General features: G+C 68.7%; 14 protein-coding genes and 1 pseudogene. 13 read left to right on the top strand and 2 right to left on the bottom strand.

Annotated elements, in window-relative coordinates; all coding sequences use genetic code 11:
* Nucleotides 1-104: 104 nt before the first annotated feature.
* The 9 genes and pseudogenes from QMK24_RS42040 to QMK24_RS33900 all read left to right on the top strand — a co-directional run.
* Nucleotides 105-305 (top strand): annotated as a pseudogene (locus tag QMK24_RS42040) (GntR family transcriptional regulator); the annotation flags it as partial.
* A gap of 9 nt (nucleotides 306-314) precedes the next feature.
* Nucleotides 315-863 carry a UTRA domain-containing protein gene (locus QMK24_RS33935; RefSeq protein ID WP_269289026.1) on the top strand — a complete coding sequence of 183 codons (549 nt, stop codon included), beginning with the start codon at nucleotides 315-317 and terminating at the stop codon, nucleotides 861-863.
* 114 nt (nucleotides 864-977) lie between these two features.
* Nucleotides 978-1,766 (top strand): GntR family transcriptional regulator, encoded by a 789-nt coding sequence (locus QMK24_RS33930; RefSeq protein WP_269289027.1) that lies wholly within the window; start codon nucleotides 978-980, stop codon nucleotides 1,764-1,766.
* Complete coding sequence (locus QMK24_RS33925; RefSeq protein ID WP_269289028.1) at nucleotides 1,763-2,374, top strand: GNAT family N-acetyltransferase; 612 nt, start codon at nucleotides 1,763-1,765, stop codon at nucleotides 2,372-2,374. The genes QMK24_RS33930 and QMK24_RS33925 overlap by 4 nt, the downstream gene beginning before the upstream one ends.
* A 774-nt stretch (nucleotides 2,375-3,148) precedes the next feature.
* Nucleotides 3,149-4,324 (top strand): hypothetical protein, encoded by a 1,176-nt coding sequence (locus QMK24_RS33920; RefSeq protein ID WP_283470714.1) that lies wholly within the window; start codon nucleotides 3,149-3,151, stop codon nucleotides 4,322-4,324.
* A gap of 78 nt (nucleotides 4,325-4,402) precedes the next feature.
* Nucleotides 4,403-5,815, top strand: a complete 1,413-nt coding sequence (gene dnaB / locus QMK24_RS33915) for a replicative DNA helicase (RefSeq protein WP_283470713.1) — start codon at nucleotides 4,403-4,405, stop codon at nucleotides 5,813-5,815.
* Nucleotides 5,815-8,028 carry a Mucin-19 gene (locus QMK24_RS33910; RefSeq protein WP_283470712.1) on the top strand — a complete coding sequence of 738 codons (2,214 nt, stop codon included), beginning with the start codon at nucleotides 5,815-5,817 and terminating at the stop codon, nucleotides 8,026-8,028. Before dnaB ends, QMK24_RS33910 begins: the two co-directional genes overlap by 1 nt.
* Nucleotides 8,025-8,273: a DUF6213 family protein gene (locus tag QMK24_RS33905; RefSeq protein WP_349307945.1), complete on the top strand. Its 249-nt coding sequence runs from the start codon at nucleotides 8,025-8,027 to the stop codon at nucleotides 8,271-8,273. Before QMK24_RS33910 ends, QMK24_RS33905 begins: the two co-directional genes overlap by 4 nt.
* Nucleotides 8,270-9,022, top strand: a complete 753-nt coding sequence (locus tag QMK24_RS33900; protein WP_283470711.1) for a hypothetical protein — start codon at nucleotides 8,270-8,272, stop codon at nucleotides 9,020-9,022. The genes QMK24_RS33905 and QMK24_RS33900 overlap by 4 nt, the downstream gene beginning before the upstream one ends.
* 93 nt (nucleotides 9,023-9,115) lie before the next feature.
* Here the strand turns inward: QMK24_RS33900 and QMK24_RS33895 are convergent, their stop codons facing one another.
* Entirely contained in the window at nucleotides 9,116-9,289 is a 174-nt protein-coding gene (locus QMK24_RS33895) for a hypothetical protein (protein ID WP_283470710.1), read from the bottom strand.
* A 527-nt stretch (nucleotides 9,290-9,816) separates the two neighbouring features.
* Between QMK24_RS33895 and QMK24_RS33890 the strand changes: the two genes are divergently transcribed.
* The 3 genes from QMK24_RS33890 to QMK24_RS33880 all read left to right on the top strand — a co-directional run bounded on the left by QMK24_RS33890 (nucleotide 9,817) and on the right by QMK24_RS33880 (nucleotide 11,794).
* Complete coding sequence (locus QMK24_RS33890) at nucleotides 9,817-10,284, top strand: hypothetical protein (protein WP_283470709.1); 468 nt, start codon at nucleotides 9,817-9,819, stop codon at nucleotides 10,282-10,284.
* Nucleotides 10,285-10,536: 252 nt separating this feature from the next.
* Nucleotides 10,537-10,971, top strand: a complete 435-nt coding sequence (locus QMK24_RS33885; RefSeq protein WP_283470708.1) for a RapZ C-terminal domain-containing protein — start codon at nucleotides 10,537-10,539, stop codon at nucleotides 10,969-10,971.
* Nucleotides 10,972-11,602: 631 nt separating this feature from the next.
* Nucleotides 11,603-11,794 carry a hypothetical protein gene (locus QMK24_RS33880; protein ID WP_283470707.1) on the top strand — a complete coding sequence of 64 codons (192 nt, stop codon included), beginning with the start codon at nucleotides 11,603-11,605 and terminating at the stop codon, nucleotides 11,792-11,794.
* Between the two features lie 12 nt (nucleotides 11,795-11,806).
* On the opposite strand, the gene QMK24_RS33875 is transcribed toward QMK24_RS33880, so the two are convergent.
* Nucleotides 11,807-12,331 (bottom strand): DUF6233 domain-containing protein, encoded by a 525-nt coding sequence (locus tag QMK24_RS33875; protein ID WP_283470706.1) that lies wholly within the window; start codon nucleotides 12,329-12,331, stop codon nucleotides 11,807-11,809.
* Nucleotides 12,332-13,305: 974 nt separating this feature from the next.
* Between QMK24_RS33875 and QMK24_RS33870 the strand changes: the two genes are divergently transcribed.
* Complete coding sequence (locus QMK24_RS33870; protein WP_283470705.1) at nucleotides 13,306-14,751, top strand: replication-relaxation family protein; 1,446 nt, start codon at nucleotides 13,306-13,308, stop codon at nucleotides 14,749-14,751.
* Nucleotides 14,752-15,038: the final 287 nt, after the last annotated feature.

The raw sequence follows: 15,038 nt of genomic DNA, 5'->3' as shown, positions 1-15,038 counted from the left end.
CTTGCGTTAGGAGCTACGTACTACGTGCCTCCTGGAATCAGTAGAGCCCCAAAGGGTGCGAGGCGTCAAGGTGCCACGTAGCACCTGTGGGGTAGGGTGGATTTATGACCACTCCAGGCCGCAGCCAGTACCGGCACACCGCAGACCAAATCCGAGCCGCGATAGAGCAGGGCGAGTACGCCCGGGGCTCAGCGCTACCTCGCGAAGATGAGCTCGCCGACACCTACGGGGTCGACAGGAGCACGGTCAATCGGGCTTTGCGGGTGTTGACCACTGAAGGTCTGGTTCGACCGATTCGAGGCAGGGGGACGTTCGTGACACCCATCGCGCCTATCAGGCGAAATGCCGTGCTGAGGTACTCCACCGCCGCCCGTGAGCGCGCCGGGGGACGTGGCGCCTTTGATACCGAGATCAAGGCCATGGGCCTGACGCCACGGACGGCTACGACCATCGAGAGCGGGGAAACGCCGGCCAAGGCCGCCGAACTGCTCGGCACCCAGGAGACCATCGCTCGCGTGCGTCGGATGTACGCCGACGACATCCCCGTCCAGCTCGCGACTAGCTACATCCCAGCCGAGATCGCGACGGGTACCGCCTTGGCCGAAGTCGATTCCGGGCAGGGAGGGATCATCAGTCGATTCACAGAGCTGGGTCACGCTCAGGTTCGGATCACTGAGCGGCTTACCGTGCGAACCCCCTCGGCCGAAGAGACCCAGGTCCTCGATCTCTCCGAAGATCACCGGGTCTACGAGGTCCTGCACACCGGATGGACAGCCGAGAATCGCGCAGTCGAGGTCTGCTTCCACGTCATGCCGGTGCACCTGTGGGAGCTCGACTACGAGTGGGCCGTAGACGCTACGTGACCAGTGGATTCAAGGGTCGGCGCCCGGACGGCCGCAGATCGTCTGGGAGACAAGATCGAACCAGCATGACCCCATTGCCTAGACAATGACGATCTTAGGCGGTACACATAGCTCATGACGATCCCGATCTACCAACGCGTGGCGGATGACCTCCGCGGTCGCATTGTCGATGGCTCCTTGCCGCCGGGCGGCCAGCTGCCTACCGAGGCGGAGCTTCGGGCGACGTACGACACCACCCGCGAGACGGTGCGACGCGGTCTGGCCCTGCTGATCAACGAAGGGCTCATCGTCAGTCGGCGCCCCAAGGGGTACTTCGTCCGCGCGTGGACGCCGATGGTCTACCGGCCGCAGAGCGAGTTCAAGAGGCGACCGCCCCAAGTAGACGTCTTCACCCAGCTCATCGCTGATGAGGGCAACGGCCGGGAGGCTACGCAGGACATCGGGGTGGAGATCGTCCAGCCGACCGCAGCGGTACGCGATCGTCTCCAGACCAAGGAAGGCGAGCTGGTCGCGGTCCGTCGCCGAACCCGGCGCATCGACGGCGACGCCTACAACCTGAACGACTCCTATGTCCCGCTCGCGCTGGTGCAGCACAGCGACTGGATGAACCCCGCCGACGTGCCGCGCGGTACGAACGCCGTCCTCGCTGAACTCGGCCGCGAGCTGGTGCGCGCCCTAGACGAGATCTACATCCGGATGCCACGACCCGACGAGACCACCCGGCTACAGCTCGGCCCGGGTACCCCGGTAGCCGAGCACATCGTGACCACGTACGCGGCAGACGGCGCGCCCGTTCAAGTGACGATCAATATCGTCCCGGGGGATCGTCACGTGATCGTGTACGAGCGGGTGAAGGACGCTGCCACGGCTGAGGAGCCGCGCATCCCCTGGGGTGCCCAGTGATCCTCGTCCCGGCCGAGGAGGCCGATCTGCCCAGGTTGCTGAAGTTCCGGACCGACTCGGCTGAGTGGCTTGGGGCCCAGGGGCTCGACCAATGGGCGAAGCCTTTCCCCGCCGCACACATCCTGGGCAGCATCCGAGCCGGGGAGGTCTACCTCATCAAGGAGGACCTCCGGGCCGACGCGACCGCGACGATCACCCTCGACCGTGACGCCGATGACCGGTTGTGGACTGCGGAGGAGCGGGCCGAGCCCGCGCTGTACGTCCACAAGTTGACCGTCGATCGGAATGCTGCGGGCAGCGGTGTCGGTGCCCGCATCCTCGATTGGGCCGGCGACCAGGCCGCACGGCGGAGCTGCAGATGGCTCCGGCTCGATGCCTGGACGACCAACCCCAAATTGCACGCGTACTACCTCCACCAGGGATTTCAGCACGTCCGGACATCAACCGATCCCAGTGTGGTGTCCGGGTGGGCAGCCCAGCGTCCGGCTGATCGCGTGGCCACGGAGTTCGATGACGAGCCACTGACGGGGGCCACTGCCCAACTGCCGGGCGCGCCATCTGACACGGCACTTACCAAGCAAGAGGAGAATGCCCCGCATGAACTTTGATCTCGCTCCATAAAACGAAAGCCGCCCCTGTGTGACCAGGAGCGGCTGACGCCAATGCATGACTCCCCGCCGGCAAGCTTCGGAGTCGTGGTCAGTGCGGTGACCGACCTTGGTGCCTGGACCGAGGTCCTTGTGGTCACCTACCCAACAGGATAGACGTCCACTACAGAGGATGCCCAGCAGGTGCTGGCGTCCAGTGGTACGCGTCACGTTGATCATCTGATCCACGGCCCCCCGTAAAAAGGGACCGTACGTGTCAAAGCAGCACAACGCAGCAGGTCAGCCGCCCGGCTGGCCGCACGAAAGTTTTTCAAACTTCTCCGCCGCGACGGTCACGCGGGACGGCTTTCTTCCACCTCTACTGACCATGAGGAAGAACTGCCACCCCCGACCCGGCGCCGCCGCGCTGCTCCAGGAGCAGCCCCCCGCGCCCGGCGCTCTCGCCAGCACCCCACGATCGGGGTCCGTCCTGTGCCGGTCCGCCGAAACCAGCGGACCGTATCCACAGGGCCACCGCCAAATGATCAGCGGCATGACCACGTGCCGAAATACCCCAACCGCGACGCCATGGATCAGCATCGCTGCCGCCCGGCGACCGGGCCGGCCTCTCGTGTCTGCCGCCGCGTTGTCCACAGGCGTCGCTGGAATCTGCGAAATCTATGCACAGGCAAACCGGCTGATGATCAGCAACATGTCTACGTGCCGCAGCAATTCCTCTGACCCCCGCCGGCCGGTACCGCGGCCGAGCGCCGCGCTGGGCTCGGGGGCGGGCCGATGAGCGATCAGCACAGCATTGACGAGTCCGGCATCCTGCGCCGGGGGAAGGCGCCCGTCAGCGGAGTCTCGGTCCCCGGTCGGATCGGGGTCGGCACCGATCTGGTGCAGACCCTGGACTACGTCGTCATGCTCCAGCTGCTCTTCGACATCGCCGAAGGCGCCACTCCGACCCCGCTCAAGGTGTGGGAGGAGCTCAAGCTGCGGGGGATCCGTTCGTCGAAGAACGTCAACGAGCTGGTGGGCAAGAACGCGGTCTACGAGTCGTTCTCGCGTCTGATGACAGCCGGGTACGTCCGTCGCATCGAGATCCCCAACCAGCGCCCCGGCCGTCGCCCGACGATCGGCTACGAGGTGTACGACAACCCGTCCTGGAACCCCGACTGGCAGGCAGGGCAGGTCGGCAGCGATCCGCTGGAGCCGTCGGTGCGTCAAATCGGCTCTGTAGAGAAACCGCAGGTCAGCCCACTTCCCGGAACGCCGGAAGTGGTGTTCGGGGAAGTTGGAGAAACCGCAGGTCAGCCCACTTCCCGGAACGCCGGAAGTGGTGTTCGGGGAAGTGGCGTTCCGGGAAGTGGGAAACGCCGCGTTCCCGCAGGTCAGTCCACTTCCGGCGTTCCGGGAAGTGGTAGGCCGTCCCCCCCACACCCCCCGGAGGGAGGAGGAACTCCTCCCCCCAAACCCCCAACGACGGGCAGGGCCGGGAAGTGGGCTGCGGCGTGTGCGCTGGAGCCGGGTGACTACATTCCGACGACGGCCGAGGTGCGAGCTGCCGACGCCTTCCTCCAGGACCTGCCGGGCAAATGGCAGTGCGGCCCGCAGAAGGCACGTGAGCTCGCTCCGCTGCTCGCCTCCCGGGTGCAGACCCAGAGGTACGAACTGGACGACCTCCTCGCACTGGTCCTGACCCAGGACAACCCCAACCGCCCGGCCAACGCGCCGGTCAGCACGCTGCCGTACCGGATCAGGGACCTGAAGCGATTCCGGGCCGATGAGCCCACCCTGCCTGGCCCGGCCTCGGGCGGTCCCGGCGTTGTCCCGTGGTGCGGGGTCTGCAACCGCGGCGAGAAGCCCACCAGCGCCGCTCAGCGCTTCCGCGAGATTCCGGGAGGCAAGGCCGATGAGCCCTGCCCCGAATGCCACCCCAAGCGCGCGCGCAACCGCAGCCGTGCCTGAGCCCCGTAACGCGCCGCGGCGGCCGGTAACTCCCCTCGACAGGGCCGGCCGCCGCACGAACTCCCGAAGGAGCCGTTCATGAGTATCCCTCAGCAGAATGCGGAGGCCACCGATCCCGATCGGTGGCACGCCACAGAAGAGCCGTCAGGCCGACGTGGCGGAGGCGGGTTCGACCGCGCCCAACCGCAGGACCTGGATGCGGAGCAGGCCGTATTGGGCGGCATGCTGCTGTCCAAGGACGCCATCGAGGACGTCCTGACCGGAGCAAAGCTCAAGGCCCGCGACTTCTACCGCCCCGCCCACGAGACAGTTTTCCGGGCGATCCTGGCCCTGTTCGGCAAGGGCGAGCCGGCCGACCCGATCACGGTGGCGGGCTATCTCCGCGAGAGTGGAGAACTCACCCAGGTCGGCGGAACCCCAGCCCTGCACACCCTGGTCGAGGCGGTCCCCACCGCAGCGAACGCCGAGTACTACGCGGAATTCGTCAAAGCCACGGCTCTCAAGCGCCGCCTGGTCCAGGCCGGCACCCGTATCGTCCAGCTCGGTTACGAAGACGGCGAAGCCAAGGCCGCCATCGACGCTGCGGGCGCTGAGCTCTTTCAGGTCTCCGATGAGAACGCCGATGAGGACATGGTCCTGATCGGCGAGGACGACGACGACGAGATCGACTACCTCGAGGAACTCGGCCGTCGCGGTGAAGGCCTGATCGGAGTGCCCACCGGCTTTGCGGACCTTGACCTGCTCACCAACGGCTTCCAGCCGGGGCAGTTCATCATCGTGGCCGCACGCCCCGCGATGGGTAAATCAACGCTCGCCGTGGACTTCGTCCGCGCATGCTCCGTCGACAACGACATCCCGACCGCCTTCTTCTCCCTCGAGATGGAACGCCGGGAGATCAAGCACCGCATCTGGTCCGCCACCGGGAAGATCGCGCTCCACCACCTGAAGAGCGGCCAGCTCACCGACGACGACTGGACGCGGCTTCGCGAGGCCACACCGCTCACTAAGCGGGCCCCGTTGCACCTGGACGCCTCGCCCAACCTGACGATGACCGACATCCGCGCTAAAGCACGCCGACTGGTCCAGAAGCACGGAGTGCGGATGATCGTCATCGACTACATCCAGCTCATGACGCTCGGCGGCCGCACCCCCGAAACCCGCCAGCAAGAGGTGTCCGGGCTGTCCCGCAACCTCAAGCTGCTCGCCAAGGAACTCGGCGTCCCCGTCGTCGGCCTTTCCCAGCTCAACCGCGGTCCCGAGCAGCGAACCGATAAGAAACCGATGGTCTCGGACCTGCGCGAGTCCGGCTCCCTCGAACAGGACGCCGACATCGTGATCCTGCTCCACCGCGAAGACCAGTACGAAAAGGAATCCCCGCGCGCTGGTGAGGCGGATTTGATCGTGGCCAAGCACCGCAACGGGGCGACCACCACCATCACGGTGGCCGCACAACTGCACTACTCGCGCTTCGTGGACATGGGAGCAAACTGATGGACGCGAAGGCTTACACCGCCAGCCTGGCCGAGCTGCGCCGGGTGAGGGACGACATCAAGAAAGCCGCAGCCGCGCTGGCGAAGCTGACGGCGGATCGGGACAAGCGGGTGGCCGCGCTCGGGACGTACGCCAAGGCGTCCGCCGACAAGCTCGCCCCGGCCGCCGGCCTGGCAGTGATCGACGTCGTCGCCCTGGTGCCCTCCCTGGGCCCCTCAGCGCCCGTCTCCGGGCCTGACACGCCCTCACCGGCCCCTGCGCGCCCGGTTGATCACACGGCGCCGCAGGCGCCTGCACAGACGATCACCGCCACGGGTGCGGTCGTTCCGGACCTGCGCCGTCCCGAAGCCCCAGCTCCGGCCGCCGAAGTGGTGCCCGAAGTCACCGACATTGTCGACACACCGGCACCCCCGGCGGCGGTCGTCACGGAGACCGACGGCGACGACCAGGAGCACGTCGACGTCCCGGCAACGGCGGCCGCCGTCACCGCGCCTGCGCAGGTCGCTGTGCCGGAAGCGGAGGTCGAGCGGGAGCTCCCCTCGATTCCGGCCGGCCCGGAGGGTGACCGGTGGTGCGCGGTGACGCCGAACCTGGCCTCGACCCGCCCGAACTTCACCCAGCAGCCCCGCGCGATGGCGTTCCTGGACACCACCACCGGCGTCCTGGTCCACCGTGATCAGACGGTGCGCGTGCAGCTCGGTGCGGCGTCCGTCGCGGAGATCCTGGCCGCCGTGTACGCGGTGCTGCCCGCGTCGGTGGAGCGGATCTACATCACCGCCGGCGACCCGTGGCACGCCGACGCGGCCCGTCACCCGTTCTTGCGCGATGCGGTCGCGGCCTGGCTGAACGCCCCGCCCGGGGACGGCTGGACGGTGGAAGCCTCGCGGGGCAAGGACCGGATGGCCGGCCACTTGGTCCACCCGAGGAACCCCGTCGGCCGGTGGCAGCGCGGCGACCAGCACACCGAGATCCGCTCGGTGGGGGAGTGGTTCGAGGTCGGCGACGCCGACCCGGCCACCGTCCGCGACGCGTTCGTGGAGCTGTGGAAGGCCCTGAAAATCCACTGGTCGGACGTGACGCTGATGGGCTCGCCGTCGCAGACCGGCCGCGACCTGTGGACCCGCACCATCCCCGCCAAGACCGGCGCGAAGTGGGCCGATGGCTACCCGGTGATGTCCGAGGAGATCCGCGGCCTGCTGCACGCGACCGCCGGGCAGGGCCGCACCGAGCTGATCCTGCCGCCGCATGTTCCCGAGCAGCTGCCGCGCCTGGTCGAGCTCGACCGCACCTTCGCCTACGCCAAGCACACCTGGGCCTCCGGCGTCGGCGCCCCGCGCCGCATCACCCCGGCCGCTTTCGCGGCGATGTCGGACAAGGACAAGACGAACGCGTTGTACGCCCCGTCGCACTGGCAGGTGCGCGTGACCGTCCCCGACGGCTGGGAGCACGTCGGGATCCTCCCCGCCCCGGCCGCCGGCGACCGGGCCTGGGAGTACCCGTCCCAGGGCGGGCGCACGTTCGTGACCTGGGCGGGCGGCGCGGAACTGAACGTGGCGCTGAACAACGCGATCGCCCCGTGGCGGATCGAGATCCTGGACGGCCTGGTGTGGCAGTCCGGCGACCCGCTCAAGGCATGGTCCAAGAAGCTGAAGGACGCCTGGTCCTCTCTGCAGGCCAAGGCTGCCATCCATGGTGACGAACGCCAGCGGGAGGCTGCCCGCCTGGCCTCCCGGGGGATCCGCTCGATCCTGCTGTACGGGATCGGCGGGTTCGCGCAGCGCCCGCGCATCGTGACCGGCACCGTGCCGGTCGGCCAGGACGCCCCCGACGGGGCGCAGATCATCGGCATCGACGGCGACACGATCACCTGGCAGAAGAACAGCGGGTTCTCCCGCGACCCCAACGCCCACCCCGAATGGGCGGCCGGCGTCTGGTCCGGCGCCCGCGCCGCCCTGCTGTCGACCCGGATGCGCGAGGACGACGTGTCGGTCGGCGCCCTGCACCTGCCCGCCCGCTCGGTGGTGGCGTTCCGTACCGACGCCATCTACACCACCGCCGACGTGACCTGGCCGTATCACGGCAATCCCGGCGACTACCTGAAGAAGGGCCACATCCCCTGGGAGCTGGCCGCCCCCCGCACCGAGGACGAACTGCTCTCCCACCAGGCGATCGGCCGCGAGGCCCTGGCCGAACTGCAGGAGGCCACCGCGTGAGCGACACCCCGATGATCCTGCCGCTGATCCAGGACAGCACCGGCCAGCTCTACACCAGCGCGCACGAGGTCAGCGCCCTGCTGCGCCGCTTGGGCACTGAATGGTCCGGCTGGGCCGAGGCCGGTGCCCGCTCCGGTCTCGACGCTCCGACCGTCGACGTCCTGGTCCAGGCCCTGACCGGGTTGGCGGATCAGATCGACGTGCAGTGCATCGACCGCAGGTCCACGACGGAAGGAAGCGCATGACGCCCCGACGCCGCCGCGGCGCCGCCGCTCCGCAGTTGAACGAAGCGGCCCGCCTGACGCAGGAGCTGTTGAACGCCGGTTACAGCCGCAAGCAGGTCGGCGACATCATCGGCCGCAACTCCAGCCTGGTGAGCCAGTTCTTCACCAAGGACAAGGGCGCCGCCTTCGTCGCGGCGCTGCGCGATGTCGTGCAGGAGGTCCAGGCCGGCGGCGCCACCGACGTCGCCGACCTCAAGCGCATCGCCGCCCCGAACGTGAAGCGCCGGCTGCTGAAGGCCAAGCCGGGCGACGCCAAACCGCGCCGGGCCCGGGTGCGCACCAAGGACGTCGTCGGCACCCCCGGCAAGTCCTCGATGGCCCGCGCCGCCCGTCAGCACATCGCCTCCGGCGCCTCGAGGCTGCGCCCCGTCGTGGCCAACACCGCGGCCGCGAAGGGAAAGATCGCGTTCACGGTGCGGGCGAAGAAGGGCGCCTTCACCCACTCCGCCGGCTCGCGCATCGACTCCCCGGGCCTGCGACGCGGCGTGGTGCAGCGCAATGACGGAACCGAGGAGCGCGCGTACGGGGCCAGCCCCGGCGCCGGCCAGGGCTCTGGCGGCTTCGACGCAGCGGAGTGGAAGGACAAGGTCGACGCGTCCGGCGGCGACGTGGCGGCCGCGGTGCGCGGCTGGCTGGTTGCCACCGGCCGCCTGCAACCCGACGCGCAGATCACCAACATCGAAGTCCGCGGGTGGAAACCAGAGAGCTGACGGCCGCGCGTCGCGGCCGGCTGGCCGCGACGCACGCCTGTGCTGAGAACGCTGTAGTGGGCGGAAGCAGCGGGTGCTGCTTCCGCCCACCGGTCAGCGGGTCAGGGCCCGCATCATGGTCGCGGTCTGTTTGCCGATCTCGAGCGCGTACTGCCGGGCCGGCGGGACGGCGATACAGATCAGCCATATCAGGCCGAGTACGGTGATCAGCAATGTCACCGGAATCATCAGGGCCACGCGTGCCCACACGCTGCCAGGAAGGGTCATCGACTCCCCCTGTGTGACGAGGACACTACGGTTTGGTATTGCTGGCGACACCGGTCATGGCTTATCGTCGGATTCAAGCGAACCTTCCCTGACTGGGGTGAAGGACGAAGAGACGGCTCCCGCTGCAATCGGGGGCCGTCGGCATTTCTGCCGCCGGCCGGTCTCCGGATGTATCGAGGCTAACTACCTGATGCCGGTGGGCAGTTCCCGCGCCCAGGGCGTACGCGGTGGGATTTGACAACCCCGTCACGGGATTGTGTCCGAATCCACTTGACCTTATTCGCGGCCCGCGCCCCCAGAATGAGCCGGTGAGCTGCGCTGATAGCCCCGCCAGTAGGTAAGAACGCTGATGGCCGAAATTCATTTCGAACGGCCGGAATGACTTCTACCCGGGGTCATGTGCTGTCAGCTAATTTTGACAGATGGGGGAACAGCGCTGGGCCGGGCCATCACATTTCGCTGATCAACCGGCCTCCTACGGAGACGGCCTGGACCTTCCCTTAGGGGCGCGGGTGCTCCGTGAGGCGATGCGGCGACTGCGGGACCTGTCCGGTCGGCCGCGTGCCGAGGGAACCGAAGAACTGGTGCACGCCCTGGAGCGCCTGCGGGCGATCGAGCGGGAGGTCAAGCTCGAACGGGCACTGCTGATCGCGGAACTCCTGGCCCACGGTGGCACCTGGCAGCGCGCGGCTGAGGCGTGCGGCTGCACGAAGCAGGCGCTCCACCGGGCGTTCCAGGACAAGGTCAACACGCTGTCCAGCATCTGCAAGGACTCCGCGCCGGAGAAACCGCTGCGCGTGATGATGGCCCTGCACCCTCAGGGTGTGGATCACTTGTTCCAAAAGGGCCACCTGCAGGTGGGCCCCCAGCGCGTCAAGGGAGGCATCCGCTTGGTCATGCAGCGCGTGCCCCCCGCTATCGCGGCGGATGCCAAGATCGCGGCACCTCGCCCACAACCGGGACTGCGAAGCGTCCCCATCCCCCGGCGCCGCTGAGGCCCCGACGCCGGACGGGCCCGGCATCGGCGCGCCTCCCTTCTCCGCCTTGACACGGCCGGTACGCTCAAGGCCGCCCGCAGCGCAGCGAGGACTAAGGTCTGGAGCGCTCCGGACGCGCCACGGCTGATCCGGCATCTGATTCCCCTCCCCGCACCCGCGTTGAGCGCGCCGGCAGGCGGGCGGGAATCCTTGAGAGAGGCAACGGGCAACTCCTACCGGAGCGGGCGCCGGGCCGTGATGGTGGTGGGCATGCAGACCACATACCTGGACGGGCTCGGTCCCGTCACCACCGTTATTCGCTCCATCGGCGTCCGTCACGACGGCGCCCACGCGCTCGTCACCGACGGCCTGTATCTCGACCTGCGGCGGGCTCTGCGCAACCCGGCTGACGACCCCGCGATGCGCTACCTGACCGGACTGGACAGCGCGGTGTACGACCACGTCCTGGCCACCCCCGGGGCCCGGGAGCTGATCGCCCGGACCTCCGTGCAGCTGCGCGCCCTGGCCGACGAGGTTCCCCGCGGCCGTCTGACCCGCCTGACCGTGGCGTGCCAGGGAGGCTGGCACCGCTCGGTAGCCGTGGCCGAAGCGGTCGCGCGCCGCATCTGGACCGCATGGGACGGCGAGTACGGCGTCGAGGTCGAGCACCACCACATCGACCACCCGGTCCTGCCAGCCGCCTGACCCACCGCGCCTGACGCCAGGGTTCACGAGGCGCTACCCCCCTTGCCCGCCACGGTTTCGTAGGCGCGGCCCCCCTTGCCCTCCTTCCGATCCCATGCGCATCGCGCCAGCCCAGCACAGCGGGTGTCGCGCAGGGCGCTGACGTGCTGCGCTGAGCGAACTAACCATGGATCCGAGCGGAACTAACCATGGGGCCGGAGTGGAACTAATCATGGGCCCAGGGGAACTAACCATGGCTCCGCATCCCAGTGCGCCCAGGACCGATCTGGAGCGCTGCGGGCAGGCGGCGGCGCCTCTCAGCTCGGCCAAAATGTCTGTTCTTCTCAGATGACCTGGGAGGCGATCCCCCTGATGTGCCTGGTGGACGCGTTGTCCTGGGAGCTGGGGGCTGGGAGGTGAGAGCTGCTGAGGGGACGCGCGGGATGGTCGCGGAGCGAGCCGCAGCCACCGCCGTGCGGTGCGCCCGGCAGGCCGACTGCGCAATCACCGTCGGCGATGGTTGATAACGGTCGGCGACGATTGCGCAAGCTGCGCAGTGACTGCGCAACGGCCGCGCAAGCTGCGCAGTGACTGCGCAGTGACTGCGCAGTGGCCGATGCGCTGCGCAGTGCCGGTGGGGGAGACTGCGCAGATGACCGTTCACCGCCGCCCGTTGGGCACCGGACCGCACCTCGCATCTGATCCCGACCGGGGCCGCGCGCAGCGCGCGCTGACGCCTGCGGAGCGTGCGGTGGCCGCAGCCCAGCATCAGCCGGCCGACGGGAACGACCCGGGCGAGCCGACCTTGCAGCGCCGCTCGCTGGGGGATGGGCCCGGCCTCTGACCGGGCCCCGGTTCAGGTGCTGTCCCGCGCGCGGCCGCGGTCATGCGGCGCGGTCAGTGGCCGATCCGGTCGGCAGACGGGGCAGGGCGCCGCGTCGGGCCGCGCCAGTACGGTGCGGGCCTGCTGGGTGCTGACGGGATGGGAGATGTCGCGGACGGCGTGGCAGTCGCCGCGGTGCACGATGCGCGCCGGCCCGCGCTCGGGCCCGAAGTACACCGGTTCCTCGATCTTCCAGGTCGGGCCGACGCCGTCCCGATCGGTGGGCACCGCCTCGTACGCCTGCCCCTCGATCGGCTCGCACCGGCCGGCCGGTGCGGCGAAGTCGACAGGGGCGGGCTCGTCGACCAGGCGGCCGCGCTGCTCGACGGCTGCGGGCAGGTGGATCTGCAACAGGTACCACCACGTGCCGTCCCGTTCCTGGCGGCGGGCCTTCACCACCGCGTACAGCTCCTGCCCGTCGTGCAGCCGCACCCGCACCAGCGGCCCATCCGCCGACGGCAGACTCGCCGGCTGCTCCACATCGCGGTCACCAGTCACCGTTCTAATCTAGTTCGATTTACCGGTGGAACGCGTATCGGCGACCGGTGCGGCAGGCGTTCCAGGAACATCACTACCGCAGGTCACGGGCCTGGAATGCCGGTACGGCGCCCTCACACCCCCGCAGGCGGGTGGGCGGTTGCTCACATGCTTGCTCTCGTACCGACCGCGCACACGGACGGTATGGAAGGGTCAGAGTCGTTTCTATCGGCATAGAGCAAGGCAAACCGTCTGGACAAGGGGCTGGAACGGGATCAAACGGGTGCGGTGGAATCGTGGAACGCGCGTCGTGCGGCCGCAGCGGTCCCAGGTTTCGCGGCAGGTTTCGTGACTGGTTTCGCGGCGGGTTTCGTCGGGCGTTTCGCGGCAGGTTTCACCGGTGCCGTGCCGTTGCACCGCATGCTGCCTGGTCAGGTCGGGAGTGCAACCGGGCGGCGCGTGCCGACACCTCTTCCCTGTGAAAGGGGAGAGGTGTTCTTGCTTCCTGACCTCGCCGGCGGCCGGCGGCCGGCTCGTGGGCGTGGCTGGAGTTGACCGGCTTGGAGACACCGGTGAAGTGCACAATGGAGGGGCTGACGAACAGCGGCGCTGCCGGGCCGGGTTCAGCCGCGGTGACCGCGGTGACCGTCCGGCGGTAGAAGTGCTGTTCCGCATGCTGTGGGGTGAGCGGGGCCAGGCGCTGGTGGTGATGGTGCTGCTGACCGGCAGGGCCGTGTCGGCCGGTTACCGGGGTTCCTTCCGCGATAGCTACCGTTCCTGCACCCGAGACTGCTACCGACAGCCGGACGCCCTGTTTCGGTGTTTCCGCAGGTCAGACCCCTTGACCGCACGTCACTGGAAATCCTGACAACCCTCTTGCCCCCCACCTCCTGCCTGTACCCGATGAGAAGGGGACGGGTATGGCTGGTGGAGGTGGCGGGCGCGAGGGTTCGACAGCCGTTCCCTTGGCCTCCGGCAGGCCCTGCGCGGGCCGCGTGGCCGCCGCTGACGCGTCGGCGGGGGAAAGGGGCCGGGGTGGATTGTCGTACCGGCAGGCGACGATGGAGGGCTTCTGCAGCTATGGCACGGGGAGGCACCAGATGGCGAGCACCGAAGCACGAGTGAAGTCGAAGCCGCGATCGACGGTGAAGGATCAGGAGGACGTTCTGAAGGTGTTGGGCGTGCTGAAGGTGGCGACCGCCACCCAGATCCTGCACCTGGTGCGCCCCCACCTGTCGGACAACAAGGTGATGCGCAACGCCCTGCTGGTCCTTCAGGCGAAGGGCAAGGTGCTCTCGGAAGGCAATACGGCGGGTCCGGCCGGGAGGTTCGGGGCGCCGGACCGGAATGGGGAGCCGTCGCAGAAGCTGTGGAGTTTGACTGCGGCCGGGTTGGACGCGGCGGGCAGTTTGCTGGGGCGCGACGCGCAGGAGATCGGCGGCCGGGCGCGCGGTGCGGGCCAGGGCGGGGCGCCGCACGCGATGGCTGTCAATGCCACCATCGTCGCCTTCACCCGTGGCGGCATCGGCGACATCACGTCCTGGCGCACCGAGGTCCCCCACGCCCTGGCCGCCACCGGCAAACAGAACGTGCGCGCGGACGCGGTGCTGCGCGCGAAGGAAGCCGGGCTGCCGCTGCTGATGGTCGAGGTGGACCGGGCCACCGAGCCGGTGCAGCGCCTCGCGGACAAAGTCGCCTCCTACGCTGCGTGCTATCGCCGTCAGGTCAACAACCCGGCCACGCCGGGCACCTGGACCGCGCGCAGCCGGGACGGCGCGGGCAGCGTGCCGTACTGGCAGACGCTCTACCCCGACAGCGGCCTGCCGGGCTGGCCGCCGCTGGCGTTCGTGTTCACCGGCGCCGGCCCGCGCGCGCTGCACAACCGCATACAGGAACTCGCCACCCTGACCCGGGAGCACTGGGCAGCCGACGATCGCCAGTTCGATGACGGCGACGGCTTCCTCGACTTCACCGACAAGGTTCCGCTGGTGCTGACGACCTTGGACCGCTTGCGGGAGCACGGCCCGCACGGACCTGCTTGGCGGCGCGTTGCGCAGGAGCGGGGTGCGGAGTTCGAGCCGCTGCTGACCGCGCTCGCCGACACCCGCACCAAAGCGGCCTACCAGCAGCGGGCAGCCAAGCGCCGTGCAGCAGCCGACGCCCGCTGGCAAGCGGAGCTGGCAGCGCGTGCAGCCGAACAGGCGCAGCGACTGCAGCAGTGGCAGGCCGAGGAAGACGCGGAGCGGGCCCCGGTTGTTCCGCGGTGCGCGACGCCGGACTGCGAGCAGCTGGTGAACGCCGAAGTGGACTGGTACACCGAGATCACCATCCCGCCCCAGGACGGCGTCTACTGCGGGCCCTGCCGCCACGACCAGGCCTACCGCAACCGCGGACTGCGCGGCGCGCTGCGCCGGATACGGAAGCCATCAGGCCAGGCATAGCTGTCACGGTGGTCGTCACGCTGACTGTCACGGCAGGTGTCACGCCCACTGGCAACACGTCTCTGACCTTGGCGGATACCCCGCAACGCCCCCGTTGCAGCGCGGGGCGTGACAGCGTGACACTTCATGCGTCGACGGCGGCCTGGCGCTCGAGGATGACTGACCTGTGCCAGTGAAGATGGGCCCCTTGTCATCGAAGTTGGGCTGATGGTTGTTTGTGTCATTGAAGATGGGCCACTGCATTGTTTGTGACATTGAAGTTGGAGCATCGATAGTGATCTTCTTAT

Source organism: Streptomyces sp. PH10-H1, assembly GCF_030063355.1.
Classification (GTDB): Bacteria; Actinomycetota; Actinomycetes; order Streptomycetales; family Streptomycetaceae; genus Actinacidiphila.
Note: the sequence above shows the minus strand (reverse complement) of the source record. Positions and strands in the feature narration are given on the sequence as shown.

Excerpts from the sequence above, each read along its gene's own strand:
- QMK24_RS33910 (WP_283470712.1), top strand. The coding sequence starts at position 5,815 with ATGGACGCGAAGGCTTACACCGCCAGCCTGGCCGAGCTGCGCCGGGTG.
- QMK24_RS33930 (WP_269289027.1), top strand. The coding sequence starts at position 978 with ATGACGATCCCGATCTACCAACGCGTGGCGGATGACCTCCGCGGTCGC.
- QMK24_RS33900 (WP_283470711.1), top strand. The coding sequence starts at position 8,270 with ATGACGCCCCGACGCCGCCGCGGCGCCGCCGCTCCGCAGTTGAACGAA.
- QMK24_RS33885 (WP_283470708.1), top strand. The coding sequence starts at position 10,537 with ATGCAGACCACATACCTGGACGGGCTCGGTCCCGTCACCACCGTTATT.
- QMK24_RS33880 (WP_283470707.1), top strand. The coding sequence starts at position 11,603 with ATGACCGTTCACCGCCGCCCGTTGGGCACCGGACCGCACCTCGCATCT.
- QMK24_RS33920 (WP_283470714.1), top strand. The coding sequence starts at position 3,149 with ATGAGCGATCAGCACAGCATTGACGAGTCCGGCATCCTGCGCCGGGGG.
- QMK24_RS33895 (WP_283470710.1), bottom strand. The coding sequence starts at position 9,289 with ATGACCCTTCCTGGCAGCGTGTGGGCACGCGTGGCCCTGATGATTCCG.
- QMK24_RS33890 (WP_283470709.1), top strand. The coding sequence starts at position 9,817 with ATGCGGCGACTGCGGGACCTGTCCGGTCGGCCGCGTGCCGAGGGAACC.
- dnaB (WP_283470713.1), top strand. The coding sequence starts at position 4,403 with ATGAGTATCCCTCAGCAGAATGCGGAGGCCACCGATCCCGATCGGTGG.